Raw genomic sequence first — 21,241 nt, forward strand, 5'->3', positions numbered from 1 at the left:
TGAGCGCCAGCGTGCCACGCTGGCGGCCGAGCTGCCGGCGCCGCTGGCGAGCCGCGTGCACTGGCTCGACGCGCTGCCGGAGCGCTTCGAGGGCGTGGTGGTCGGCAACGAGGTGCTCGACGCGATGCCGGTGCGGCTGGTGCTGCGCGGCGCGACGGGCTGGCGCGAGCGCGGCGTGGCGGTCGACGCGGCGCGTGCCTTCGTGTTCGAGGATCGTCCCCTGCCGGAGCCCGCTGGTGTATCGGCGCTGGCGGCGCTCGACGCGCTCGAGCTGCCGGAAGGCTATCTGACCGAAATCCACGAAGCCGCGCGCGCCTTCACGGGCACCGTCTGCCGCATGCTCGCGCGCGGCGCGGCCTTCTTCATCGACTACGGCTTCCCCGCCGGCGAGTACTACCACCCGCAACGCGCCGAGGGCACCCTGATGTGCCACTACCGGCATCGCGCGCATGGCGATCCCTTCGTCTGGCCGGGGCTGCAGGACATCACCGCGCACGTCGAGTTCTCCGGCATCCACGAGGCGGCCGTGGCGGCCGGCGCCGAGCTGCTCGGCTATACCTCGCAAGGGCGCTTCCTGCTCAATGCCGGCATCACCGAGGTGCTGGCCGAGATCGACCCGGCCGACGGCGCGCGCTTCCTGCCGGCCGCCAACGCGGTGCAGAAGCTGATCGCGGAATCGGAGATGGGGGAGCTGTTCAAGGTGATCGCGTTCGGGCGCGGCATCGACGGCGGCCTCGCGGCCTTCGCGCGCGGCGAACGCTCGCACGCGCTCTAGGAGGCCAGACGCTCATGTTCCGCTGGCTGCTGGTGTCCTTCGTGGCGGTGATGGTGCTGGCGCGCAGCTGGCCCTGGCTGTCCAAGCTCGGCGTCGGGCGCCTGCCCGGCGACGTGACGATCCGGATCGGCTCGCGCGCCTATCCGTTCCCCTTCATGTCGACCCTGGTGCTGATGGCGATCATCTCGGTGATCGCGAAGCTCTGGTGACGCGATGCGTCGATCGAATCCGTGCCGCGCGCCGTCGCGGCGCGCGGCCCATCCTCCCTTCGATCAATGCGACAGCTCGCCGACGATGCGCCTGACCAGCGCTTCCGCGTCGTCGAGCGCCTCGCGCTCGCTCGCGCGGACGCTGTCCGCCTCGTACTCGGTGTTGTCGGGTGAGTCGCCGTCCGAGCGGGACAGGATCACGTAGCCGCGGAAGCGGCCCCCTTCCGCCGCGCGCGTATAGGCGTTCGCCGTATAGCCGCGGGACGTCATGCGGATGCCGTTCATGCAGGTCTCCCGGAAAGTGGGACGCTTCATCCTAGCATCGCGCGCGCGGTGCTGCCGAACCGCGGGATTGGGGTGCGAACGTGCTGGCGACGACTCGCCGGGCGGACTTGGGCGATCGGTGAAAGTGCCTGCCAGGCAAGGAATATGGGGCGACGGGGCGAGCTTTGGAAAGGGCCGGAAGACAGGCGGGCGTGGCGCTGTGAACGCGTCGGCGCGGGCCGGAAAGATGCCCGGGAAGCCGGGAAAACGGCAAGCAGGCGAAACCGGCGAAACCGGCGAAACCGGGATAGGCGACAAGCGGGGCCGGAACCTCCCGGTTCCGACCGTTCCCGCGATCAGGCAGGTGAGCCGGTTCAGCCGGCCAGCAGCGCGTTCACTTCCTCGAGCGTCGGCGCATGCGCGCCGGTATGGCGGCAGGCGGCGGCGCCGGAGGCCAGCGCGAAGGCCAGGTGCTCGGGCCAGGCGCGCTGCGGCTCGGTCATCAGGCTGACCAGCAGGCCGCCGATCGAGGCGTCGCCCGCGCCCACCGTGTCGGCCACCTCGACGCGCGGCGGCCGCGCCTCGAACGTCGCGTCGCCGGCATACAGCGTGGCCGCATCCGAGCCGCGCGTGACCAGCAGCGTGGCGGCCGGATTCAGCGCGCGCAACTCGGCGATCGCCTCGGCCTCGCCGCCGGCGAACAGGTGGCGCAGGTCCTCGTCCGACACCTTCACCAGGTCGGCGAGCTTCACCATCTTCTCCAGCGTCGGGCGATAGGCCGCCGTCATCAGGTTGCGGTAGTTCGGGTCGAAGCTGATCCTCACGCCGCGCTCGCGCAGGCTGGCGGCCAGCGCCACCAGGGTGGCGGCCAGCGGCTCGCGCACCAGGCTGATGCAGCCGAAGTGCGCCCATTGCAGCGGCGCTTCCCAGCCGGCGGGCAGCGCGGCCGGGTCGAAGGCCAGGTCCGCGCTGTTCTCGCCGATGAAGAAGTAGGAGGGCGGCTGCGTCTCGTGGACGATGGCCAGCAGCGGCGGGCGATCGACGCGCTGCAGGAAGCGCATGTCGAGGCCGGCTGCCTCGCTCTCACGCCACAGCACCTCGGAGAAGCAGTCCTGGCCGAGCGCGCCGACCGCGGCGCTGGGCACGCCCAGGCGCGCCACCGCGCGCGCCACGTTCCAGCCGGCGCCGCCCGGCACCGAGGTCCATTGCGCGGCGCCGTGGCGGACCATGTCGGTCAGGATGTCGCCGGCCGACACGAAATGCGGGAAGTTGGCGCTGCTCGTCATGCGTGTTCCTTGCGATGCGGTACCGCCTGGCCGAGCGTGCCGTCGGCGCCGGGCAGCGCGTTGAGCACTTCGTAGCAGGCACCCATGGTGTGGTAGTCGGTCTTGCCGGCGGGGCTCTTCTCGTCGCTGTACTTGCGGTTGTCGCAGGTCAGGATGCGATACCAGGCGCCATGGCGGTGGTCGACGAAGTGCTGCCAGCTATAGCGCCAGATCTCGTCGTAGCAGTCCCAGAAGCGCTCGCTGCCGGTGCGCGCGCCGAGCAGGGCGGCGGCCGCGAAGGTCTCGGCCTGCACCCAGAAATACTTGTCGTGGTCGCACACCGTGTAGTCGGGGCCGAAGCCGTAGACCAGGCCGCCGTGCTCGCTGTCCCAGGCATGCGCGAAGGCGGCGTCGAACAGCTCGATCGCGCGCGGCAGCAGCCAGTCGAGCGGGCGGTGTCGCTCCAGGATCAGCAGCAGCTTGGCCCATTCGGTCTGGTGCCCGGGCTGGAAGCCCCAGGGGCGGAAGATGTTGGTGCTGTCTTCCTTGTTGTATTCCCAGTCGATCGACCAGTCCGCGTGGTAGTGCTCCCAGACCAGGTTCTGCGACAGCGCCGCCTGGCGCCGCGTGATGTTGGTCGCCACCAGCTCGGCGCGGTCGAGGTAGCGCACTTCGCCGGTGGCCTCGTAGGCGGCCAGCAGCGCCTCGGTGGTGTGCATGTTGGCGTTCTGGCCGCGATAGCCCGAGACCTGCCAGTCGGCGGTCGCGTCGTCCTTGTACAGGCCGCCCTCGGCGTCCCAGAAATGCTTTTCCATCAACGCGAAGGTGTGCTCGACCAGCTCGCGCCCTTCCTCGACGCCGGCCATCGCCGCATGCGCGCCGGCCAGCAGCACGAAGGCCAGGCCATAGCAGTGGCGGGTGCCGTCGCGGGTGGCCAGCTTGCGGCCGTCGCGCCATTCCAGCTCCCAGTCGTAGCCCTCGAGCACCGGGTCCCAATGCGCCTCGCGCAGGAAGCGCAGGCCGTGGCGCACGTAGTCGAGATGCCGGGCATCGCCGAACTGGCGATAGGCCATCGCGTAGTTGAAGACGAAGCGGCAACTGCTGACCAGGTGGCGCGTGTCGCGCTCGTAGATCGAACCGTCGTCGCGGAAGAAATGGAAGAAGCCGCCCGTCGGATCGTAGACCGTCGGCGCGTAGAAGTGCAGCGTGTGCCGCACGTGGGAAAGCAGGAAATCGGCGTCGCGAAAGTTCGCGACGGGCGGCGCCGGCAGGTCCGGCGCGGTCGGCGAGGCAGGGTTCGTCATGATGCGATTACCGGGGTGAGGGGGCGCGGCGCGAGCGCCGCCACGGAACTGCTCGCGCGCTCGATCAACCGCACGGGCAGGCGAATTTCGGTCTGGTCGGGCGCGTCGGCCAGCAGCAGCTCGATGCCGCGGCGGCCCAGCGCTTCCTTGTCGACGGCCAGGGTGGTCAGCGGCGGCGCCGCGTGGGCCGCGCCGAGGATGTCGTCGAAGCCGACGAAGGCCACGTCCTCGGGCACCCGCAGCCCGCGCGCCAGGCACACGCGCATCGCCGCCAGCGCGGCCGCGTCGTTGAAGGCGAACACCGCGTCGGGGCGCGGGCCGCCCGCGTCGAGCATGCGCTCCATCGCGCGCGCGGCGCCGGTATCGGGGTCGAGGCCGGCGTCGATGGTCACTTCCAGCGAGGGATCGAACAGCAGCCCCGCCTCGAAAAAGGCGCGGCGAAAGCCGAGCGCGCGCTGCGCGATGCTGTGGTGCGCCAGCGACCCGCCGATGAAGGCGATGCGCTTGCGGCCGCTCTCGAACAGGTGCCGCATCGCCTGCGAGGCGCCGGCGATGTTGTCGATGTTCACCGAGCGCAGTCCCGGCGCCCACATGTCGATCAGCACCAGCGGGCGGCCGGTGGCGGCCAGCGCGTCGATCGTCTCGGGCTCCATGAAGCCGGCCACCGCGATCGCGTCGGGCGCGTGCGGGCGCATCTGGCGCAGCACGTCGTCGGTCGGGCCCACCGTCAGCAGCGCCGGCACGATGCCGCGGTCGCGGCAGGCCTCCTCGACGCCGTGCAGCACGTGCGAGAAGAACGGCGTGGCGGCGAAGTTGTTGTGCTGGCGGTGCAGCAGGAAGGTGAGGCGGCGGATGCGCGGGCGCAGTTGCGCCGGGTCGTAGCCGAGCTGCGCGGCGACCGCGACGATGCGCTCGCGAGTGGCTTCGGACAGGCCGGGCTGGTTCTTCAGCGCGCGCGAGACGGTGCCGATCGATACGTTTGCCGCCTGGGCGACATCGCGGATGGTGGTACCCATGCTGGTCGAGCCTGAGTGTTTAGGGTGTTGCGGATTGTATAGTAAAAACTTTCGAGGAAAACCGGCGATGCAGGCGAGGGAACGTCGGGAAATACCCGTAATTTCGGGGTAATTCCTGATTTATGCGGATCGACTTGTTTATTTTGTTCGCTAAACAGATTGAGATGAGCTGAACGCGCTCGTCGGCGCGTCGGCGTCGAGCAAGGCGGGCGAGTGGAAGGGGTAGGGCATGGAGCGCCCGCCCGCGCAGGGCAGCGAGCGGGCCGCGAGAAGACGCGGCGCCAACGCTCTGGACGCGTAACGGCGGCGTGTTTAGTCGTTCGCGCGCGGCGCGGCGGCGGCGCCGTCCGGCACATCGGGCGCGTTCGATTGCTCGCCGTGGGCGCGCAGCCAGGCGCGGCCCTCGTCGACGTCGATCAGGTACAGGTGCCCCGGCTGCTGCTTGGCGCGCCGCTTGGCAAGCGCCGCCACCGAGGCGATCTCGTCGCTGCGGTAGCGGCGCGTGCCCGGCACGCGCACGCAGCCGATCGCCATCGTCACGAAGCCGAAGAAGGCCGGGTTGCCGCGCCGGTCCTCGCCGCGGATGCCGCCCGCGAGCCGGTCCGCATGCGCGTAGAAGCGCTGCGCGCCCTCGTCGAAGCGATCGATCGCGCGTTGCGCGCGCGAGCGCCAGTCGTCGCTCTGGAACAGCACCAGGAAATCGTCGCCGCCCACGTGGCCGAGGAAGTCGCGCATCGGGTCGCAGACGTCGGCCAGCACCGCGGCGGCGAACTTCAGCACCTCGTCGCCCTGCCAGTAGCCGTATTGGTCATTGAAGGGCTTGAACTGGTTCAGGTCGACGTAGCAGGCGTGGAAGGCCGCGTCGTTGCCGACCAGGCGCGCGATGTGCGAGCTGATCGGGATGTTGCCGGGCAGGAAGGTCAGCGGATTGGCGTAGCGGGCCGCCTCCACGCGCACCTCGGTGACCGCGCGCACCAGGCTCTCGCCGGTGCCCAGCCCGGCGTAGCGGCCATGGTCGGTGATGATGAAGCCTTCGGTGAGATAGCGCTGGTCGTGGTTCGCCAGCAGCGCGGTGAGCTGCTCGACGGTGGTGGCGTTGTCGACGATCAGCGGCGTGTCGTTGGCCAGTTGCAGGCAGGCGCGCTTGCCGAACACCTCGCGGTGATAGGGCAGGGCATAACGATCCATGAAGCTGCGCCGGTTGATCAGCGCGATCGGCCGCTCGCCCTCGACCACCGCCACCGCATGCAGGTCGGGACGCCGCTGGAACAGCTCGAGCACCTGGTTGTTGGTGGCGTGGCTGGGCAGCGCGGGCGCCGGCACCCGCATCTTGTCGGTCACCGTCGCATTGGGGCGCGTGATGGTGGCGGTGCGCGTCACGCCGGGAAACACCGCGATATGCGGCGCGCGCAGCGCGTCGTGGGCAGGCGCCGCGGTGCGCGGGGCCGGCACCGTCGCCGGGCGGCCGAGGAAGAAACCCTGGCCGCAGTCGATGCCGAGGTCGCGCACCACGATCAGGTCGGCCGCGCATTCGATGCCCTCGGCGATCAGCCGGCCGCCGGTGGCCAGCGCGAAATGCTGCATCGCCTTGACCGCCTCGAACTTGCGCGGGTCGCTGGCGATGCCGTCGATGAAGAAGCGGTCGATCTTGACGATGTCGGGGCGCAGTCGCACCCAGGCGCTCATGCTGGCATTGGCGGTGCCGTAGTCGTCGAGCGCGAAGGCGATGCCCGAGCCGCGCAGCTCGGCCAGCGCCGCGGGCAGGCCGGGCAGGTCGCTGGCCGGATGCTGCTCGGTCAGCTCGATCACGATGCGGCTGGCCGGCAGCGCCGCGAGCACGCGCTCGCGTTGCCGCGCCAGTTGCACGATGGCGTGCGCGCTGAAGTTCACGAATAGCTGGCCGTCGGCGCCCGAGGCGGCGAAGGCCTTCACGCAGGTGGCGGCGGCGGCCAGTTCCAGGTCGAGCGAGCAGCCTTCGCGGGCGGCCTGCGCGAACAGCGGGCCCGGCATCTCGACGGCCGAGCCGGCCGGGCCGCGCACCAGCCCCTCGTACCCGATGATCGCGCCGCCCGCGATCGCCACGATCGGCTGGAATTGCGCGCTCAGCGCGCCGGCGGCGAGCAGATCGGCGACGCGCACGAGCGCTGCGGCGGCGACGGGAACGGGCGGAGACATGTAGTGCGAGCGGACGACGGAACGGCCAATGTAACCACCGGCCGACGCGTCACGGCAGTGAATTTTTTGTGACGGTCACGAAGCGCCGGGCTGCCGGCCGCCGGCTTCAATGCGATCGGCGCGCGGGCATCAAATTCTTCATAGTCATTTTATTTTTAGTCATATTTTGACTATGAATAATAGTGAATCGTAGGAGGATTGTGGGCCGCTTGGCGCGGCCCGCCGCGTCAGCGCTTGCCGGCGTTCAGGGCGGGCTTGCCCTGCGCGTCGCGGGCGTCGTCCAGGCTGAGATCGCGGGCGCCCCAGCGCTGCGCGAGCGCGGCGCAGACCATCAGCTGGATCTGGTGGAACAGCATCAGCGGCAGCACGATCGCGCCCACCGCGTGCGCGGCGAAGATCACCTTGGCCATCGGGATGCCGGAGGCGAGGCTCTTCTTCGAGCCGCAGAAGATGATGGTGATGCAGTCCGCGCGACTGAAGCCGAGCCGCTTGCCGACCAGGGCCGTCACGCCCAGCGCCAGCGCCAGCAGCACCACGCAGACCACCAGCAGGCCGCCCAGCGCGAGCGGCGGGATCTGGTGCCAGAGGCCCTGGTTGACCGCCTCGCTGAAGGCCACATAGACCACCAGCAGGATCGAGCCCTGGTCGACGAACTTCAGCACGCCGCGGTTGCGCTCGATCCACTTGCCGATCAGCGGGCGCAGCAACTGGCCGGCCAGGAAGGGCACCAGCAGCTGCATCACGATGCTGCCCACCGTGCTCCAGCCCGAGGCGCCGGAGCTGGCGCTCGCGCTCAGCATCACGCCCACCAGGGCCGGCGTGATGAAGATGCCCAGCAGGCTCGAGGCCGAGGCCGCGCAGACCGCGGCCGGCACGTTGCCCTTGGCGATCGAGGTGAAGGCGATCGAGGACTGCACGGTGGAGGGCAGGGTGCAGAGGAACAGCACGCCGGTGTAGAGCGCCGGCGTGACCAGTGGCGTGAGCAGCGGCTTGAGCGCCAGGCCCAGCAGCGGGAACAGCGCGAAGGTGCTCAGCAGCACCACGATGTGCAGGCGCCAGTGGGTGGCGCCGGCGATCACGGCCTCGCGCGAGAGTTTCGCGCCGTGCAGGAAGAACAGCAGGCCGATCGCGATATCGGTGGCCCAGTTGGCGCCCACGGCGAACTCGCCGCGCGCGGGCAGCAGGCTGGCCAGCACCACGGTGCCGACCAGGGCCAGCGTGAAATTGTCGGGAAGGAAACGGGGTCGGGCCATCGGAATCTCGGGCTTGCGGGTCGGGAGGCGGGAAGGCGGCGACGGCGGAACACGGCCGGCCGCCGCGAGTCAGCGCGTATTGTCCAGTCAAGCCCATTCAAGAGGCAAATTCATTTCACGCATCGATTGATGAAAGCTTTGTATGGAGCGTCAGCCTGGGCGATGTGCCTTTCTCGCTACGTCCCCGTTTCTCAGCACAAAATCAGCGACCAAAAACCATCGCTAAACATCGCCTAAAGCGGCTTCAAATTCGTTTAAAAACTTACGGAAAATCCTGAAAAACCCTGGAGTAACACGGTGTTACATCGGTGCCGACGGTCTAACACTTTTCGGCTCGACATCAAATGGCCGCGCCCATAAATTACTGCTGAAAGCTCGCGTCCCGAATCGGGGTCGACAAGGCGACCCCCGGGCGATCGGCGAGCGGCAAACCGGGTGATCAAAGTGGAACGGGCAAAACGGACAATCGGACGATGCATGGTGGGCGCGGCTGCTGCGCTGCTGGCCTCGCTCGCGTTCGCCCATCCGCCGCACGGCGGCGGCTTCGGCGGCCGTCCCGGCCCCGGTTCCGGCTGGCACGGCGAGGCGCGCGCGGCGCAGCCGCGCTTCGGCGGCGTCAATCGTGGCATGAACGGCGGCGGCCCGCGCTGGGGCTTGCGGCCGATGTCGACGCCGACCTACGGCACGCCTTACAGCGGCCATCCGCAATATGCCGGCACGCCGCAATACGGCGGCGGGCAATACGGCCGTTATCCCGGCAACAGCCCGTATCGCTCGATCAGCGCGAACTCGGGCGGCATGCAACGCCCGGGCCAGTCGGACGGCGCGGTGCGCAGCGGCTCGATCCGCGCCGACGTGGCGCGCTACAACGAGGAACGCGGCGGTGGCCGCCCGCAACCGCAGCCGCGCATGCAGGACAACGGCGGCGGGCGCAGTACCTTCTTCTCCTCGTTCTACCGCAACAACTGATTCCCTTTCGCTGCTTCGGCGCCGCCGGCTTCACCGCCCGCGGCGCTGTTCGTCCATCCAGCGCATGAGCGACGCGCGCGCCTCGCGGCATCACCCGTTCCAGGTATCCCGCAACGCTTCCCCTCGCGCCCTGTGACGCGGATTCGCCACAGTCCCCGCCTTTTTATCCCGGCCCGCTTTTATCGCCACGACGCTTGCGCTATCTTTCGCGCCTCGCCGGCGTGCCGGCTCGCTCGGGGGGGCGGGCCGGCGCCAGTACCGGCGCCGTGCCCGGCGCGCGGCGGCAAGCCATGCCGCGCGCCGGCCGGGCCCAGGGCCCGCGGCTCGCGAATCACGGCGCCGCTATACCGAACATAAGTGCTTCCAATTTTGACCAGCTTATCGGTCCATGAAGATGGCCGAGCCCCACTCGTGCGCGCGCAGCCCGAACAACCACAAGCGCGTCGATTCCCAACGAATTGATTCGGAGATCTCATGAAGTCTTTTGCTCGCCGGGCCAGCACCGGTGCTTTCGCCTGCGCCGCGTTCGCGGCCTGCGCCGTCGCCACGACGCCTGTTCACGCGCAATCGAGCCTGCAGCTCTACGGCCAGGTCGACGCCTGGATCGGCGCGCAGAAATTCCCCGGCAACCAGACCGCGGTGGGCGTGCAGGGCGGCGGCATGTCGACCTCGTACTGGGGCTTGCGCGGCACCGAGGACCTGGGCGGCGGCTACCGCGCGCTGTTCACGGTCGAGGACTTCTTCCGTCCGCAAAGCGGCAAGTTCGGCCGCTTCGACGGCGACACCTTCTTCGCGCGCAATTCCTACGTCGGGCTCGAGACGCCCTACGGCACCGTGCTGGCGGGGCGCCTGACCACGCACCTGTTCATCTCGACGATCCTGTTCAATCCGCTGATCGACTCGTATGAATTCTCGCCGATGGTCTATCACGTGTTCCTCGGCCTGGGCACCTTCCCGACCTACACGACGGACCAGGGCGTGGTGGGCGATTCGGGCTGGAACAACGCGGTGTCGTATACCACGCCCGATTTCAACGGCTTCAGCGCCAGCGCGATGTACGCGCTCGGCAACCAGTCGGGCGGCAACGGCGCGAAGAAGTGGAGCGGCCAGATGCAGTATTTCCACGGCCCGCTGGCCGCCACCGCCGTCTATCAATACGTGAACTTCAACAACGATCCGGGCGATCTCGGCAGCCTGGTGGCCGGCATGAAGAGCCAGGGCGTGGCGCAGTTCGGCATCAGCTACGACCTGCGCTTCCTGAAGCTCTACGGCCAGTACATGTACACGAGGAACGACGCGCAAAGCGGCAGCTGGCATATCAACACCGCCCAGGGCGGCATGTCGGTGCCGCTCGGCGCGGGCAGCGCGATGGCCTCCTACGCCTATTCGCGCGATGCCGGCGGCCTCGACCAGACGCATCAGACCTGGGCGCTCGGCTACGACTATCCGCTGTCCAAGCGCACCGATCTCTACGTCGCCTACATGTACGATCACCTGTCGAACCAATCGAGCGGCTACACGGCAGGCGGCGGCATGCGCGTGAAATTCTGATCGCATGTCATATGAGCGTACGCAACAGGCATCTTGAAATGCATGTTGTTTACCGGCTGATCCGCGCCGAATATCGGTGAAAAACCGACGTTTTGCCTTTGTTGACGTTTTGGTTTCACAGCCTTTGTTACAGTTCTTTGCAATTGTGCAATCGACTGATCAACTGAAACTGAAACGCGAGCGTTTGGCATGGATACCCTCGTCAGCATGAATGTGTTCCGCTATGTCGTCGAAGTCGGCAGCTTCGTCGGCGCGGCGGAGCGCATGCAGATGTCCGCGGCGATGGCGAGCAAGCATGTGATGCACCTCGAGCAGACGCTCGGCGCGCGGCTGCTGCATCGGACCACGCGTCGGGTCGCGCCCACCGAGGCGGGACGCGAATACTACGAGCGCCTGGTGCAGGCGCTGACCGAACTCGACGAGGCGGGCCAGGCCGTCGGCGCGGCCAGCATCGTGCCGCAGGGGCGCCTGCGGGTCACCTCGCTGTCGGCCTTCGGGCTGCGGCACGTGATGAACGCCGTCACCGACTACGCGGCGCGCTACGCCGACGTGACCGTCGAGATCACGCTGTCGGATCGCGTGGTCGAGCTGATCGACGAGGGTTACGACGTGGCGGTGCGCGCCGCGCCGTTCGGGCTGAAGTCCTCCTCGCTGGTGGCGCGCCAGATCGCGACCGCGCATATCCTGCTGGTCGCCTCGCCTGCCTATCTCGAGGAACACGGCACGCCGGCCACGCTGGCCGATCTCGAGCAGCACAACTACCTGCGCCGCGACGCGGGCTCGAGCTCGATCGACGCGCAGGCCTTCGATTCGCGCGTGACGCTGTCGGGCAACCTGATCGTCAACCATCTGGAGGCGCTGCGCGTGGCCGTGCTCAGCGGCAGCGGCATCGCCATGCTCGGCACCGAGGTGGTGGGCGACGACATCGAGGCCGGCCGCCTGGTGCCGCTGCTGCTCGACCTGATGCCGCCGCGCGAGCTGCCGATCTATGCCGTCTACGCGAGCCGCCGCCACGTCTCGGCCAAGGTGCGCTCGTTCGTCGACTTCCTCGCCGACCGCTTCTCGGGCCAGGCGCTGTGCCCCTCGATCGACGCCTGGGTGAAGGAGGCGGCCGCGCCGAAGGTGAAGCGCCTCGCGATGCGCTGAAGCGCGTTTGAGTTCGACCATGAAAAACGCCGACCTCGCGTCGGCGTTTTCATTTTGATGCCTGCAGGGCCGCGCCGCGCGATGCGGCGCGCCCGCGATGCTCGCACGCTCAGGCGCGGATCCCGAGCCGCGCGCGCGCTTCGTCGTATTCGCGCGTGAGGCGCGCCACCAGCTCGGCCACGCTCGGCACGTCGTCCATCAGGCCCACGCCCTGGCCCGCGCCCCAGATGTCCTTCCAGGCCTTGGCCTTGTCGGAGCCGAAGTTCATCTTCGACTTGTCGGCCTCGGGCAGCGCGTCCGGGTCGAGCCCCGCGTTGACGATGCTCTCGCGGATGTAGTTGCCGTGCACGCCGGTAAACAGGTTGGTGTAGATGATGTCGGCCGATTTCGCGTCGACGATCGCCTGCTTGTAGCTCTCCACCGCGTGCGCCTCGCGGGTCGCGATGAAGCGCGTGCCCATGTAGGCCAGGTCGGCGCCCATCGCCTGCGCGGCCAGGATCGAGCCGCCGTTGGCGATCGAGCCCGACAGCACGATCGGGCCGTCGAAACGCTTGCGCACCTCGCCTACCAGCGCGAACGGCGAGGTGGTGCCGGCATGGCCGCCGGCGCCGGCCGCCACCAGGATCAGGCCGTCCACGCCGGCCTCCAGGGCCTTCTCGGCATGGCGCAGGTTGATCACGTCGTGCAGCACAATGCCGCCGTAGCCGTGCACCGCCTGCACGATCTCGGGCGCCGGCGCGCGCAGGCTGGTGATGAAGATCGGCACCTTGTGCTCGACGCACACGCGCACGTCGTGCTCGAGCCGCACGTTCGACTGGTGGACGATCTGGTTTACCGCGATCGGGCCGATCACCGCCTCCGGATGCCGTTCGCGATGCGCGGCCAGCTCGTCCTCGATCTGCGTGAGCCAACTGTCGAGCAGCTCGGCCGGGCGCGCGTTGAGCGCCGGGAACGAGCCGACGATGCCCGCCTTGCACTGCGCGAGCACCAGCTCGGGGTAACTGACGATGAACATCGGCGAGGCGATGACGGGCAGCGACAGGCGCTGAAGGACGGCGGGCAAGGCCATGGCGAAGTCTCCTGGATCTGTCTGGGCCCGCGCGAGGCGCGGGCGGCCACATGAGTGTAGCGAGGCGGCGCGCCGCGCGCGTCGCGGACCGGCCGGGACGGCGCGGGCCGGTCGTCGCATATTAATACGAACGGTCGTGCGATTGTAGAACCACGAGCCGAACGTTCGTATCGAATGAATCCTCGCTTCTAGGGTTTGCGCCCCGTCACCGCTTGGCGGCGCGGGGCCGGCTCCTACAATGGCGGCTACAACTATTCCACCAGTGAGACATCGCCATGTCGCTAGACGAGTTCGTGCCGTTCTCCGTGACGACAGCGCAGGACGTCGAGATCTTCGGCGTCAAGGGAGGCGCGGGACCGCCGCTGCTGCTGCTGCACGGCCATCCCCAGACCCACCGCATCTGGCATCGCGTGGCAGGCGCCTTGGCGCGGCACTTCAGCGTGATCGCCACCGACCTGCGCGGCTACGGCGCCTCGGCCAAGCCGCCGGGCGAGCCCGATCACGCCAATTATTCGAAACGCGCGATGGCCGCCGACCAACTGGCCGTGATGCGCCACTTCGGCCACGAGCGCTTCTGCGTCTGCGCGCACGATCGCGGCGCGCGCGTCGCGCATCGGCTGGCGCTCGATCACGGCGACGCGGTCGAGCGCATGATGCTGCTCGACATCGCGCCCACCCTGGCGATGTACGAGAAGACCGACCGCGCTTTCGCCACCGCCTACTTCCACTGGTTCTTCCTGATCCAGCCGGCGCCGCTGCCCGAGACGCTGATCGGCGCGAATCCCGACGTCTATGTCGAGCGCGTGATGGGCGGCCGCTCGGCGGGCCTCGCGCCGTTCGCGCCCGAGGCGCTCGAGGCCTATCGCCATGCGTTGCGCCAGCCCGGCGCGGTGCATGCGATGTGCGAGGACTACCGCGCCTCGGCCAGCATCGATCTCGAGCATGACCGCGCCGATCTCGAGCGCGGCACCAAGCTGGCCTGCCCGCTGCGCGTGCTGTGGGGCGCCGAGGGCGTGGTGGCGCGCTGCTTCGATCCGCTGGAGGAATGGCGGGCGGTGGCGCGCGACGTCAGCGGGCGCGCGCTCGACTGCGGGCACTACATTCCGGAGGAGGCGCCCGAGGCGCTGCTCGACGAGATCCTGTCGTTCTTCGAGGCGGGCGAGATGGCGGTCTAGCGAGGCTCGCGAGATGTCTTTTTCGTGACGCGCCGGCCGTTTCGAAAAGCCGGGCAGGCGATGCTCGAACGGGGTTTCCCGCGCGGATTTCGATCTGTAGGGAAACTCCCGATGCGATGCAAAATGCGCGCTCGTATGATGCGCTTAACGTTGATCACGTCAACGGGATTCCACTCTGAGCGCCGTTCAACACTCTTGGTTGAACGGCTTTTTTTTGTTCGCGATTTTGTCCGCGATGCGCGGCGGCGCGGGGCATCCCCGCGCGCCGCGCATCGCGGGCGTCGCGTCCTCACGCACGCGCCTGCGGCACCAGCAGGTCGCCCATCCCGACCCGATGCAGCATCTCGTTGCGCAGCCGGTCGATCACCGCGAAGCCGACGTTCGCGCCGTCCTCGGTCGGGTCGATATGCACGCGGAACGGGCGCTTGCCGAAAGGCAGGTCGACTACCTCGGCCATCGCGCGGGCGACCAGGCCCGCGTCGGCGTCGGCCGGCACGATCGCGGCGAAGGCCTGCTGGATCTTCTCGCCGTAGCCGGCATAGGGGCCGGCCTCGTATTCGGCCTCGACCGCCTTGTCGGCCGGCACCCCCGAATGCGCGAAGTGGTTGGTGCCGGCGGTGAAGGCGCCCGGCACGATGATCGAGGTCTCGATGCCCCAGCGGCTCAGCTCGCGCGCATAGAGCACCGCCACCGTGTCCATCGCGGCCTTGGCGGCGAAGTAGGGCGACAGGTAGGGCGGCGTGCCGCCCGTCACGCTGCTGCTCGACACCCACATCACCAGGCCCTCGCGCTGGCGGCGCAGATGCGGCAGCACCGCCCGGTTCACGCGCTGCGTGCTCAGCACGTTGACGTCGTAGAGATGCGCGTACTGCTCCGGCGTGAAGGCCTCGGCGGGGCCGAAGGCCATGTGGCCGGCGTTGTGCACGATCACGTCGATGCGGCCCGTCTCGGCGATCACCTGCTCGACGGCGCGATCCACCGATTCCTGCGACTGCACGTCGAGCTCGACGCTGCGCAGATCGACGCCGTGCCGTTTCGCATGCTCGGCGAGGCTGGCCACCTGCGGCGCGTTGCGCCCGGCGATGTCGCGCATCGAGGCATAGACGGTGTGGCCCGAGGCGGCCATCGCCTCGGCGGCGAGGCGCCCGAAACCGCTCGAGGCGCCGGTGATGAGGATGGTCTTGTTCATGATGATGTCCTGTTCGTGCGAGAGGGTTCGTCGTCGATGGAAGGCGCGGGGGCTCAGATGATCCCGCCGTTGACGCGGATGGTCTGGCCGTTGATCCAGGCGCCGTCCTGGCCGGTCAGCATGGCCACCGCGTTGGCGATGTCCTCCGGCGTGCCCAGGCGTTCGAGGGGAGCCGCCGCGGCGATCCGGTCGACCAGCTCCTGCGGCTTGCCGTCGAGGAACAACTGGGTGGCGGTCGGCCCCGGCGCGACGGTGTTGACGGTGATGTTGCGCCCGCGCAGTTCCTTGACCAGCACGTGGGTCATCGCCTCGACGCCGGCCTTGCTGGCCGCGTAGACGCCGTAGTTCGGCTGGTACAGGCCGACCACGCTCGACGACAGGTTGACGATCCGCCCGCCGTCGCGCAGCCGGCGCGCGGCCTCGCGCAGCGTGTTGAAGGCGCCCTTGAGGTTGATCGCGATGGTCTGGTCGAACAGCGCGTCGTCGGAGTCGGCGAAGCTGGCGAGCTTCATGATCCCGGCGTTGTTGACCACGATGTCGACGCCGCCGAAGGCGGTCTCGGCGGCCTGGAACATCTGGGCGACGGCCGCCGCGTTGCTGACGTCGGCCTGCGCGGTGACGGCGTGGCCGCCGGCCTGGGTGATCTTCTGCACCAGCGCCTCGGCGGCCGAGACGTTGCCCTGGTAGTTGACGAGCACGGTAACGCCGTCGCGGGCGAGGCGTTCGGCGATGGCCGCGCCGATGCCGCGCGAGGCGCCCGTCACGATGGCCACTTTGCGGTTCGATTCACTCATGATCCTTCTCCTGGTTGGGTTTGCGCCGTGTTTGGCGTTGAGTGAATGATGGACGTCGGCGCCGCCTTGATCATCCGGTTAGAATCGCTCGCACCATTCCATCAACACGAACAATCGATCGGCGCTCAAGGCGCGATCGACCGATCGAACCGGACAAGCGGGGACAGATTTGGACAGCATCGATGCCATGCGGCTCTTCGTGCGGATCGTCGAGCGGCGCAGCTTCACGGCCGCCGCCAACGACACCGACATCCCGCGTTCGACGGCGACCCAGGTGATCCGCCAGATGGAGGACCGGCTCGGCGTGCGGCTGCTGCAACGGACCACGCGCACCGTCACGCCCACGCTGGACGGCGAAGCCTATTACCGCAGCTGCATGTCGATCCTCGACGACCTGCACGAGGCCGAGGCCGCGCTCGGCGGCAAGCAGCCGCGCGGCATGCTGAGGGTCGACGTGCAGGGCACGCTGGCGCGCCACTTCCTGCTGCCGGCGCTGCCGGAATTCTTCAGGCGTTTCCCCGAGCTGCAGATCACGATGAGCGAGAGCGACCGCTTCATCAACCTGGTCGAGGAGGGCGTGGATTGCGTGCTGCGCTACGGCGTCGTGCAGGACACCGAACTGGTGGCGCGCAAGGTCGCCACGCTGGAGCGGCTGACGGTGGCGGCGCCCGCCTACCTGGAGGCGCATGGGCGGCCCGACAGCATCGAGGCGCTGGAGACCGGCACGCATCGGATGGTGGGGATCCGCACCTTGTCGACCGGGCGCATCACGCCGCTGGAGTTCGTCAGCGAGGGCGATCTGCGGCACGTGGTGCTGCCCGACACGCTGTCGGTGACGGGTCCCGAGAGCTATCGCGACAGCACCCTGCTCGGGCTCGGCATCTCGCAGATGCCGCGCTTCCATATCGAGGCCGATCTCGCCAGCGGCCGCCTCGTCACCCTGCTGGAGAGCACGCCGCCGCCGTCGATGCCGGTCTGGCTGCTCTATCCGCATCGGCGGCAGTTGTCGCCGCGCGTGCGTGCCTTCCTCGACTGGGCCGCGAACGAATTCACGCGCCGCCAGCGCGATGCGGCGGCGCTCGACGGCGATCCGGGGATGTGAAGGGGAAGCGGGGCGCCGTGTGACGGGCGCCCCCGCGAACCCGGGCGGGTCCGCTCGACATTCAGGTGGAATTCAAACGCGGTTCGCACGCGATGCCAGCCGGCGAACCCAGGCGGCGTTCAGCCCTGCTCGTCGGCCGGCGGCGCCGTGAATCCGCTCGCCGCGATGCGCGCCAGGATCGCGCGCCTGCCGCCATCGTCCAGGTCGCGCCAGGCGGCGATCTCTTCCAGCGTGCGCCCGCAGCCCGCGCACCAGCCGGTGGCGGGCTCGATCCGGCAGATCGCGGTGCAGGGCGAGGCGACGCCGGCCGCCGCCGTGCCCGTCGCCCCGGCAGGCAGGCTCACGCGGCGCCGCGTTGCGCGACGTCGACCACCGGCGCGCGCGTGAGCGACACCAGCTCCTCCGGCGACAGCTCGAACACCGCATGCGGATGGCCGGCCGCGGCCCACAGGCTGTCGAAGGCCAGCAGGTCCTTGTCGATCAGCGTGACCGGCTCGACCAGGTGGCCGATCGGGCAGACGCCGCCGATCGCGTAGCCGGTGTGGTCGCGCACGAACTTGGCGTCGGCGCGGCCGATCTCGCCCACGTGGGCGGTCACCTTGCGCTCGTCGACGCGGTTCGCGCCGCTGGCGATCACCAGCACCGGCGCGCCGTCGCTGGCGCGGCGAAACAGGATCGACTTGGCGATCTGCGCGACTTGGCAGCCCAGGCCGGCGGCGGCTTCGGCCGAGGTGCGGCCGGTCTCGTCGAGGATCACCACGCCGTGTTCGTGGCCGCGCTCGCGCAGCAGCAGCGCGACGCGGCGCGCGGAATCGGGAAGCTGGTCGATCGGAGTCGGGGTAGGCATGTCGGTTCGGCGTGAATGGATGGGATGGCCGGCGCTCAGGCGCAGGCCGCTTGCGCGTCGCGACGCTTGACGAGCAGGGCGCGGCCCGCGCGCGAGGCGTTCTCGCGGCCGATCGCGCGCGAGATGAAATCGCCCGCCTCGACCACCTCGCCCAGGTCGATGCCGGTCTCGATGCCGAGCCCCTGCATCAGGTACAGCACGTCCTCGGTGGCGACGTTGCCGGTCGCGCCCTTGGCATAGGGGCAGCCGCCGAGCCCCGCCACCGAGGCGTGGAAGATCTCGATGCCTTCGAGCAGGGCCGCGTGGATGTTGGCCAGCGCCTGCCCGTAGGTGTCGTGGAAGTGGCCCGACAGGCGCTCGCGCGGGAACACCCGCGCCACCTCGGCCATCAGCGCGCGCGTCTGCGCGGCGGTGCCCACGCCGATGGTGTCGGCGATATCGATCTCGTCGCAGCCGAGCGCGGCGAAGCGCTCCACCACGTCGATCACCGCCGCCACCGGCACCTCGCCCTGGTAGGGGCAGCCCAGCGAGCAGGAGACGCTGCCGCGCAGCCGCACGCCGGCATCCTTGGCGGCGCGCGCCACCGGCTCGAAGCGCGCGATGCTCTCGGCGATGCTGCAGTTGATGTTCTTCTGCGAGAAGGCCTCGCTGGCCGCGCCGAAGATCACCACCTCGTCGGCGCGCGCGGCCAGCGCGTTCTCCAGGCCCTTCAGGTTGGGCGTGAGCACCGAGTAGATCGTGCCGGGGCGGCGCGCGATGCCGGCCATCAGCTCGGCGCCGTCGGCCATCTGCGGCACCCATTTCGGCGAGACGAAGGACGCCGCCTCGACGTTGCGGAAGCCGGCCTTCGAGAGCCGGTCGACCAGGGCGATCTTGGTCTCGGTCGGCACGAAGCTCTTTTCGTTCTGCAGGCCGTCGCGCGGCCCGACCTCGACGATCTTCACGGCTGCGGGGTAGGTCATGGCTGTCTCCATCGTTCATCGGCGCGCGGGTAGGCGCCTTGTTGCGGGGTGGTGGCGGTGGCGCACCAGGGGATCGTGATGCGGGGCGCTCGGCGGGCCCTCAGTAGCCGCGCGCCAGGTCGACGATGCCGCCGACCGGCTCGCCGCGCTCGAAGGCGCGGATCTTCGCGGCGATCTGCGCGAGCGCGCTGTCGCGTTCGGTATCGGCCGAGATGTGCGGCGTGATGCTGATGCGCGGATGGCTCCAGAACGGATGGCCGGCCGGCAGCGGTTCCTCGCGCAGCACGTCGAGCAGGGCCGCCTCGATGCGGCCGGCGGCGAGCGCCTCCAGCAGGTCGGCCTCGACCAGGTGCGCGCCGCGCGCCACGTTGATCAGGTAGGCATGCGGGGCGAGGCGCCGGAAGGTCTCGGCGTTGAGCACGCCCTCGGTATCGGGCGTGCTCGGCAGCAGGTTGACCAGCAGCTTGAGGCCGTCGGCGAAGGCCTCGAAGCCGGCATCGCCGGCGCGCGGCGTGCCGTGGAAGCAGGCGATGCCCTCGATCGACTTCGCGCTTCGGCTGAAGCCGCGCACGCTCAGGCCCAGCCCCGCCAGCGCGCGCGCCACCGGGGTGCCGAGCGCGCCGAGCCCGAGCACGCCGACCGTGAAGTCCCGCCGCGAATGCGCGTCGAGCCGCTGCCAGCGATGCTCGCGCTGCAGCGCGGCGTAGTCGTCGAAGCGGCGCAGGTAGCGCAGCGCGCCATAGGCGATGTACTCGATCATCTGCTGCGCCATGCCGCTGTCCTCGAGCCGCACCAGCGGCACGCCGGCCGGCAGCGTGCCCGGGCGCTCGCGCTCCAGGGCCAGCAGCGCGTCGACGCCGGCGCCGAGGTTGAACACCGCCTTCAGGCCCTCGCGCGGCGCCAGCATCTCTGCGGGCGGGCGCCATACCAGCGCGTAGTCGGCGCGCGCCGTGTCGCCGGGCTGCCAGGCGCGCAGCGTCGCCTCGGGCAGCCGCGCGCGCAGCTCGCGCCGCCATTCGTCGAAATCGCCGTTGATGTAGTGGAACAGGATCTGCATGATCGTCGTCGGGCTTGCGTGGCGCGCCGGTGCGGCGGGCGCGCGAAACGGTAAGGGGCTGCTGCCTGGCTGGCGCCGGGATCGTCCCGGTCTTGTGTCGCGCGCACATGTGGCCGGGAATCGACATCGGAATCCGGCCCCGTCGCGCGGAAACGGCCATTCTACGGCGTCGTGCGATCTGGCGCCGCAGCGTCGAAATTGCTAAGCAGGAAAAATTGGTTCGCCGGGCCCGGCACGCGGCCGACAATCGACACCGGTTCGACCGCTAGCGAGGGAGATGCGATGTCCAACTGCAGCAAATCGGCGTGGCCGCCGCGGGTCGTGACCGTGCCCGGCCTGCATGGCAGCGAGGGCGCCCACTGGCAGTCCTGGCTGGAGCGCCAGTTCGCGCGCACGCTGCGCGTCGAGCAGGACGACTGGGAGGCGCCGCAACTGGCGCGCTGGGCCAATGCGGTGCGCGATACGCTGGCGCGCGAACGCGGGCCCTTCGTGCTGGCCGCGCACAGCTTCGGCTGCCTGGCCGCGGCCCACGCGCTGCTGCGCGGCGACCTGGCCGCCGAGGTGGCCGGCGTGCTGTTCGTGGCGCCCGCCAGCCCGGCCAAGTTCGCCTTCGCCGGCAGCTTCGAGGCGCGGCGCCTGCCGGTGCCCTCGATCCTGATCGGCAGCGAGACCGATCCCTGGATGGCGCTGGCCGACGCGCGCGAGCTGGCGCGCCACCTGGGCAGCGCCTTCGTCAATCTCGGCGACGCGGGTCACATCAATACCGCGGCGGGCTTCGGGCCCTGGCCGCGCGCCAAGTACTTCATCGACACGCTGGTCCATTGCGCGGCGCCGCAGCGCTTTCGCGAGGACGAGGAAGGCGGGCGGCTCGAGCGTCGCGCGCCGAGCCTGCCGCAGCGCGCGCCGGCCTTCGCGATCTGAGCGGCGCTCGCGCCGCCCGTCACACGCCGATTCCGCCGATTCCCGAAGCGCCTCGCGCGCTTCAGCCGCGCGAGCGCGTATTGCCCGCGCCCGAATCGGGCAGGCGGCTGGGCGGGATGCCCGAGGGCGGGCCGGCGTCGCCGTTTGCATCGCCGTTCGGCGCGCCGCCGGGCGGCACCGCCGAGCCGGGATTGCCGG

Annotated in this window: 21 protein-coding genes; 8 read left to right on the plus strand and 13 right to left on the minus strand. The window is 69.6% G+C overall.

Going from position 1 to position 21,241, the window contains the following annotated elements:
- Together F3J10_RS25845 and F3J10_RS25850 are read left to right on the plus strand one after the other, a co-directional pair.
- A partial coding sequence (locus tag F3J10_RS25845) for an SAM-dependent methyltransferase (protein WP_205200476.1) occupies positions 1-775 on the plus strand: 775 nt, incomplete at its 5' end.
- 14 nt (positions 776-789) lie between these two features.
- A complete protein-coding gene (locus F3J10_RS25850) occupies positions 790-984 on the plus strand; it encodes a DUF2905 domain-containing protein (RefSeq protein ID WP_013699584.1) in 195 nt (64 codons plus the stop codon).
- Positions 985-1,047: 63 nt separating this feature from the next.
- Here F3J10_RS25850 and F3J10_RS25855 read toward each other — a convergent pair whose 3' ends face one another.
- From F3J10_RS25855 to F3J10_RS25880, 6 genes are all read right to left on the minus strand, one after another.
- Positions 1,048-1,269: a hypothetical protein gene (locus tag F3J10_RS25855; RefSeq protein WP_013699583.1), complete on the minus strand. Its 222-nt coding sequence runs from the start codon at positions 1,267-1,269 to the stop codon at positions 1,048-1,050.
- Between the two features lie 353 nt (positions 1,270-1,622).
- Entirely contained in the window at positions 1,623-2,534 is a 912-nt protein-coding gene (locus F3J10_RS25860) for a carbohydrate kinase (protein ID WP_167243316.1), read from the minus strand.
- Complete coding sequence (locus F3J10_RS25865; RefSeq protein WP_025098672.1) at positions 2,531-3,817, minus strand: AGE family epimerase/isomerase; 1,287 nt, start codon at positions 3,815-3,817, stop codon at positions 2,531-2,533. Before F3J10_RS25865 ends, F3J10_RS25860 begins: the two co-directional genes overlap by 4 nt.
- Positions 3,814-4,833: a LacI family DNA-binding transcriptional regulator gene (locus tag F3J10_RS25870; protein ID WP_013699580.1), complete on the minus strand. Its 1,020-nt coding sequence runs from the start codon at positions 4,831-4,833 to the stop codon at positions 3,814-3,816. Before F3J10_RS25870 ends, F3J10_RS25865 begins: the two co-directional genes overlap by 4 nt.
- Positions 4,834-5,145: 312 nt before the next feature.
- Positions 5,146-7,008: a phosphodiesterase gene (locus F3J10_RS25875; RefSeq protein ID WP_167243317.1), complete on the minus strand. Its 1,863-nt coding sequence runs from the start codon at positions 7,006-7,008 to the stop codon at positions 5,146-5,148.
- A gap of 227 nt (positions 7,009-7,235) precedes the next feature.
- Complete coding sequence (locus F3J10_RS25880; protein ID WP_167243318.1) at positions 7,236-8,261, minus strand: bile acid:sodium symporter family protein; 1,026 nt, start codon at positions 8,259-8,261, stop codon at positions 7,236-7,238.
- Positions 8,262-8,738: 477 nt separating this feature from the next.
- On the opposite strand from F3J10_RS25880, the gene F3J10_RS25885 reads away from it, so the two are divergent.
- From F3J10_RS25885 to F3J10_RS25895, 3 genes are all read left to right on the plus strand, one after another.
- A complete protein-coding gene (locus F3J10_RS25885) occupies positions 8,739-9,230 on the plus strand; it encodes a hypothetical protein (protein ID WP_025098670.1) in 492 nt (163 codons plus the stop codon).
- A 474-nt stretch (positions 9,231-9,704) separates the two neighbouring features.
- Positions 9,705-10,781 (plus strand): porin, encoded by a 1,077-nt coding sequence (locus F3J10_RS25890; protein WP_025098669.1) that lies wholly within the window; start codon positions 9,705-9,707, stop codon positions 10,779-10,781.
- Between the two features lie 189 nt (positions 10,782-10,970).
- On the plus strand, positions 10,971-11,927 hold the full coding sequence (locus tag F3J10_RS25895) for a LysR family transcriptional regulator (RefSeq protein WP_025098668.1): 957 nt from the start codon (positions 10,971-10,973) through the stop codon (positions 11,925-11,927).
- A gap of 109 nt (positions 11,928-12,036) precedes the next feature.
- Here F3J10_RS25895 and F3J10_RS25900 read toward each other — a convergent pair whose 3' ends face one another.
- Positions 12,037-12,996, minus strand: coding sequence for a nitronate monooxygenase family protein (locus F3J10_RS25900; RefSeq protein WP_047836604.1), 960 nt, complete (start codon positions 12,994-12,996; stop codon positions 12,037-12,039).
- Between the two features lie 275 nt (positions 12,997-13,271).
- Between F3J10_RS25900 and F3J10_RS25905 the strand changes: the two genes are divergently transcribed.
- Complete coding sequence (locus tag F3J10_RS25905; RefSeq protein WP_167243319.1) at positions 13,272-14,171, plus strand: alpha/beta hydrolase; 900 nt, start codon at positions 13,272-13,274, stop codon at positions 14,169-14,171.
- Between the two features lie 289 nt (positions 14,172-14,460).
- On the opposite strand, the gene F3J10_RS25910 is transcribed toward F3J10_RS25905, so the two are convergent.
- The gene (locus F3J10_RS25910; RefSeq protein WP_167243320.1) at positions 14,461-15,360 is read right to left on the minus strand and encodes an SDR family oxidoreductase; all 900 of its coding nucleotides are present in this window, start codon (positions 15,358-15,360) and stop codon (positions 14,461-14,463) included.
- A gap of 53 nt (positions 15,361-15,413) precedes the next feature.
- Positions 15,414-16,154: an SDR family oxidoreductase gene (locus F3J10_RS25915; protein ID WP_166915190.1), complete on the minus strand. Its 741-nt coding sequence runs from the start codon at positions 16,152-16,154 to the stop codon at positions 15,414-15,416.
- Between the two features lie 169 nt (positions 16,155-16,323).
- On the opposite strand from F3J10_RS25915, the gene F3J10_RS25920 reads away from it, so the two are divergent.
- Positions 16,324-17,256, plus strand: a complete 933-nt coding sequence (locus tag F3J10_RS25920) for a LysR family transcriptional regulator (RefSeq protein ID WP_025098664.1) — start codon at positions 16,324-16,326, stop codon at positions 17,254-17,256.
- A gap of 119 nt (positions 17,257-17,375) precedes the next feature.
- On the opposite strand, the gene F3J10_RS25925 is transcribed toward F3J10_RS25920, so the two are convergent.
- The 4 genes from F3J10_RS25925 to F3J10_RS25940 form a co-directional block, all read right to left on the minus strand.
- Complete coding sequence (locus F3J10_RS25925) at positions 17,376-17,600, minus strand: DUF1289 domain-containing protein (protein WP_025098663.1); 225 nt, start codon at positions 17,598-17,600, stop codon at positions 17,376-17,378.
- Positions 17,597-18,103: a YbaK/EbsC family protein gene (locus F3J10_RS25930; RefSeq protein WP_025098662.1), complete on the minus strand. Its 507-nt coding sequence runs from the start codon at positions 18,101-18,103 to the stop codon at positions 17,597-17,599. Before F3J10_RS25930 ends, F3J10_RS25925 begins: the two co-directional genes overlap by 4 nt.
- Before the next feature lie 35 nt (positions 18,104-18,138).
- Complete coding sequence (locus F3J10_RS25935) at positions 18,139-19,065, minus strand: hydroxymethylglutaryl-CoA lyase (RefSeq protein WP_025098661.1); 927 nt, start codon at positions 19,063-19,065, stop codon at positions 18,139-18,141.
- A gap of 100 nt (positions 19,066-19,165) precedes the next feature.
- Positions 19,166-20,122, minus strand: a complete 957-nt coding sequence (locus F3J10_RS25940; protein ID WP_025098660.1) for a glyoxylate/hydroxypyruvate reductase A — start codon at positions 20,120-20,122, stop codon at positions 19,166-19,168.
- Between the two features lie 282 nt (positions 20,123-20,404).
- On the opposite strand from F3J10_RS25940, the gene F3J10_RS25945 reads away from it, so the two are divergent.
- Positions 20,405-21,043, plus strand: a complete 639-nt coding sequence (locus F3J10_RS25945; protein WP_025098659.1) for an alpha/beta hydrolase — start codon at positions 20,405-20,407, stop codon at positions 21,041-21,043.
- The last annotated feature ends 198 nt before the right edge of the window (positions 21,044-21,241 follow it).

The organism is Burkholderia sp. Cy-637, from assembly GCF_011753175.1.
Lineage (GTDB): Bacteria > Pseudomonadota > Gammaproteobacteria > Burkholderiales > Burkholderiaceae > Burkholderia > Burkholderia gladioli.

Bases quoted from the DNA above. Each gene is read 5' to 3' on its own strand.
- F3J10_RS25850 (WP_013699584.1), top strand. From the start codon at position 790: ATGTTCCGCTGGCTGCTGGTGTCCTTCGTGGCGGTGATGGTGCTGGCG.
- F3J10_RS25855 (WP_013699583.1), bottom strand. From the start codon at position 1,269: ATGAACGGCATCCGCATGACGTCCCGCGGCTATACGGCGAACGCCTAT.
- F3J10_RS25860 (WP_167243316.1), bottom strand. From the start codon at position 2,534: ATGACGAGCAGCGCCAACTTCCCGCATTTCGTGTCGGCCGGCGACATC.
- F3J10_RS25865 (WP_025098672.1), bottom strand. From the start codon at position 3,817: ATGACGAACCCTGCCTCGCCGACCGCGCCGGACCTGCCGGCGCCGCCC.
- F3J10_RS25870 (WP_013699580.1), bottom strand. From the start codon at position 4,833: ATGGGTACCACCATCCGCGATGTCGCCCAGGCGGCAAACGTATCGATC.
- F3J10_RS25875 (WP_167243317.1), bottom strand. From the start codon at position 7,008: ATGTCTCCGCCCGTTCCCGTCGCCGCCGCAGCGCTCGTGCGCGTCGCC.
- F3J10_RS25880 (WP_167243318.1), bottom strand. From the start codon at position 8,261: ATGGCCCGACCCCGTTTCCTTCCCGACAATTTCACGCTGGCCCTGGTC.
- F3J10_RS25885 (WP_025098670.1), top strand. From the start codon at position 8,739: ATGGTGGGCGCGGCTGCTGCGCTGCTGGCCTCGCTCGCGTTCGCCCAT.
- F3J10_RS25890 (WP_025098669.1), top strand. From the start codon at position 9,705: ATGAAGTCTTTTGCTCGCCGGGCCAGCACCGGTGCTTTCGCCTGCGCC.
- F3J10_RS25895 (WP_025098668.1), top strand. From the start codon at position 10,971: ATGGATACCCTCGTCAGCATGAATGTGTTCCGCTATGTCGTCGAAGTC.
- F3J10_RS25900 (WP_047836604.1), bottom strand. From the start codon at position 12,996: ATGGCCTTGCCCGCCGTCCTTCAGCGCCTGTCGCTGCCCGTCATCGCC.
- F3J10_RS25905 (WP_167243319.1), top strand. From the start codon at position 13,272: ATGTCGCTAGACGAGTTCGTGCCGTTCTCCGTGACGACAGCGCAGGAC.
- F3J10_RS25910 (WP_167243320.1), bottom strand. From the start codon at position 15,360: ATGAACAAGACCATCCTCATCACCGGCGCCTCGAGCGGTTTCGGGCGC.
- F3J10_RS25915 (WP_166915190.1), bottom strand. From the start codon at position 16,154: ATGAGTGAATCGAACCGCAAAGTGGCCATCGTGACGGGCGCCTCGCGC.
- F3J10_RS25930 (WP_025098662.1), bottom strand. From the start codon at position 18,103: ATGCCTACCCCGACTCCGATCGACCAGCTTCCCGATTCCGCGCGCCGC.
- F3J10_RS25935 (WP_025098661.1), bottom strand. From the start codon at position 19,065: ATGACCTACCCCGCAGCCGTGAAGATCGTCGAGGTCGGGCCGCGCGAC.
- F3J10_RS25940 (WP_025098660.1), bottom strand. From the start codon at position 20,122: ATGCAGATCCTGTTCCACTACATCAACGGCGATTTCGACGAATGGCGG.
- F3J10_RS25945 (WP_025098659.1), top strand. From the start codon at position 20,405: ATGTCCAACTGCAGCAAATCGGCGTGGCCGCCGCGGGTCGTGACCGTG.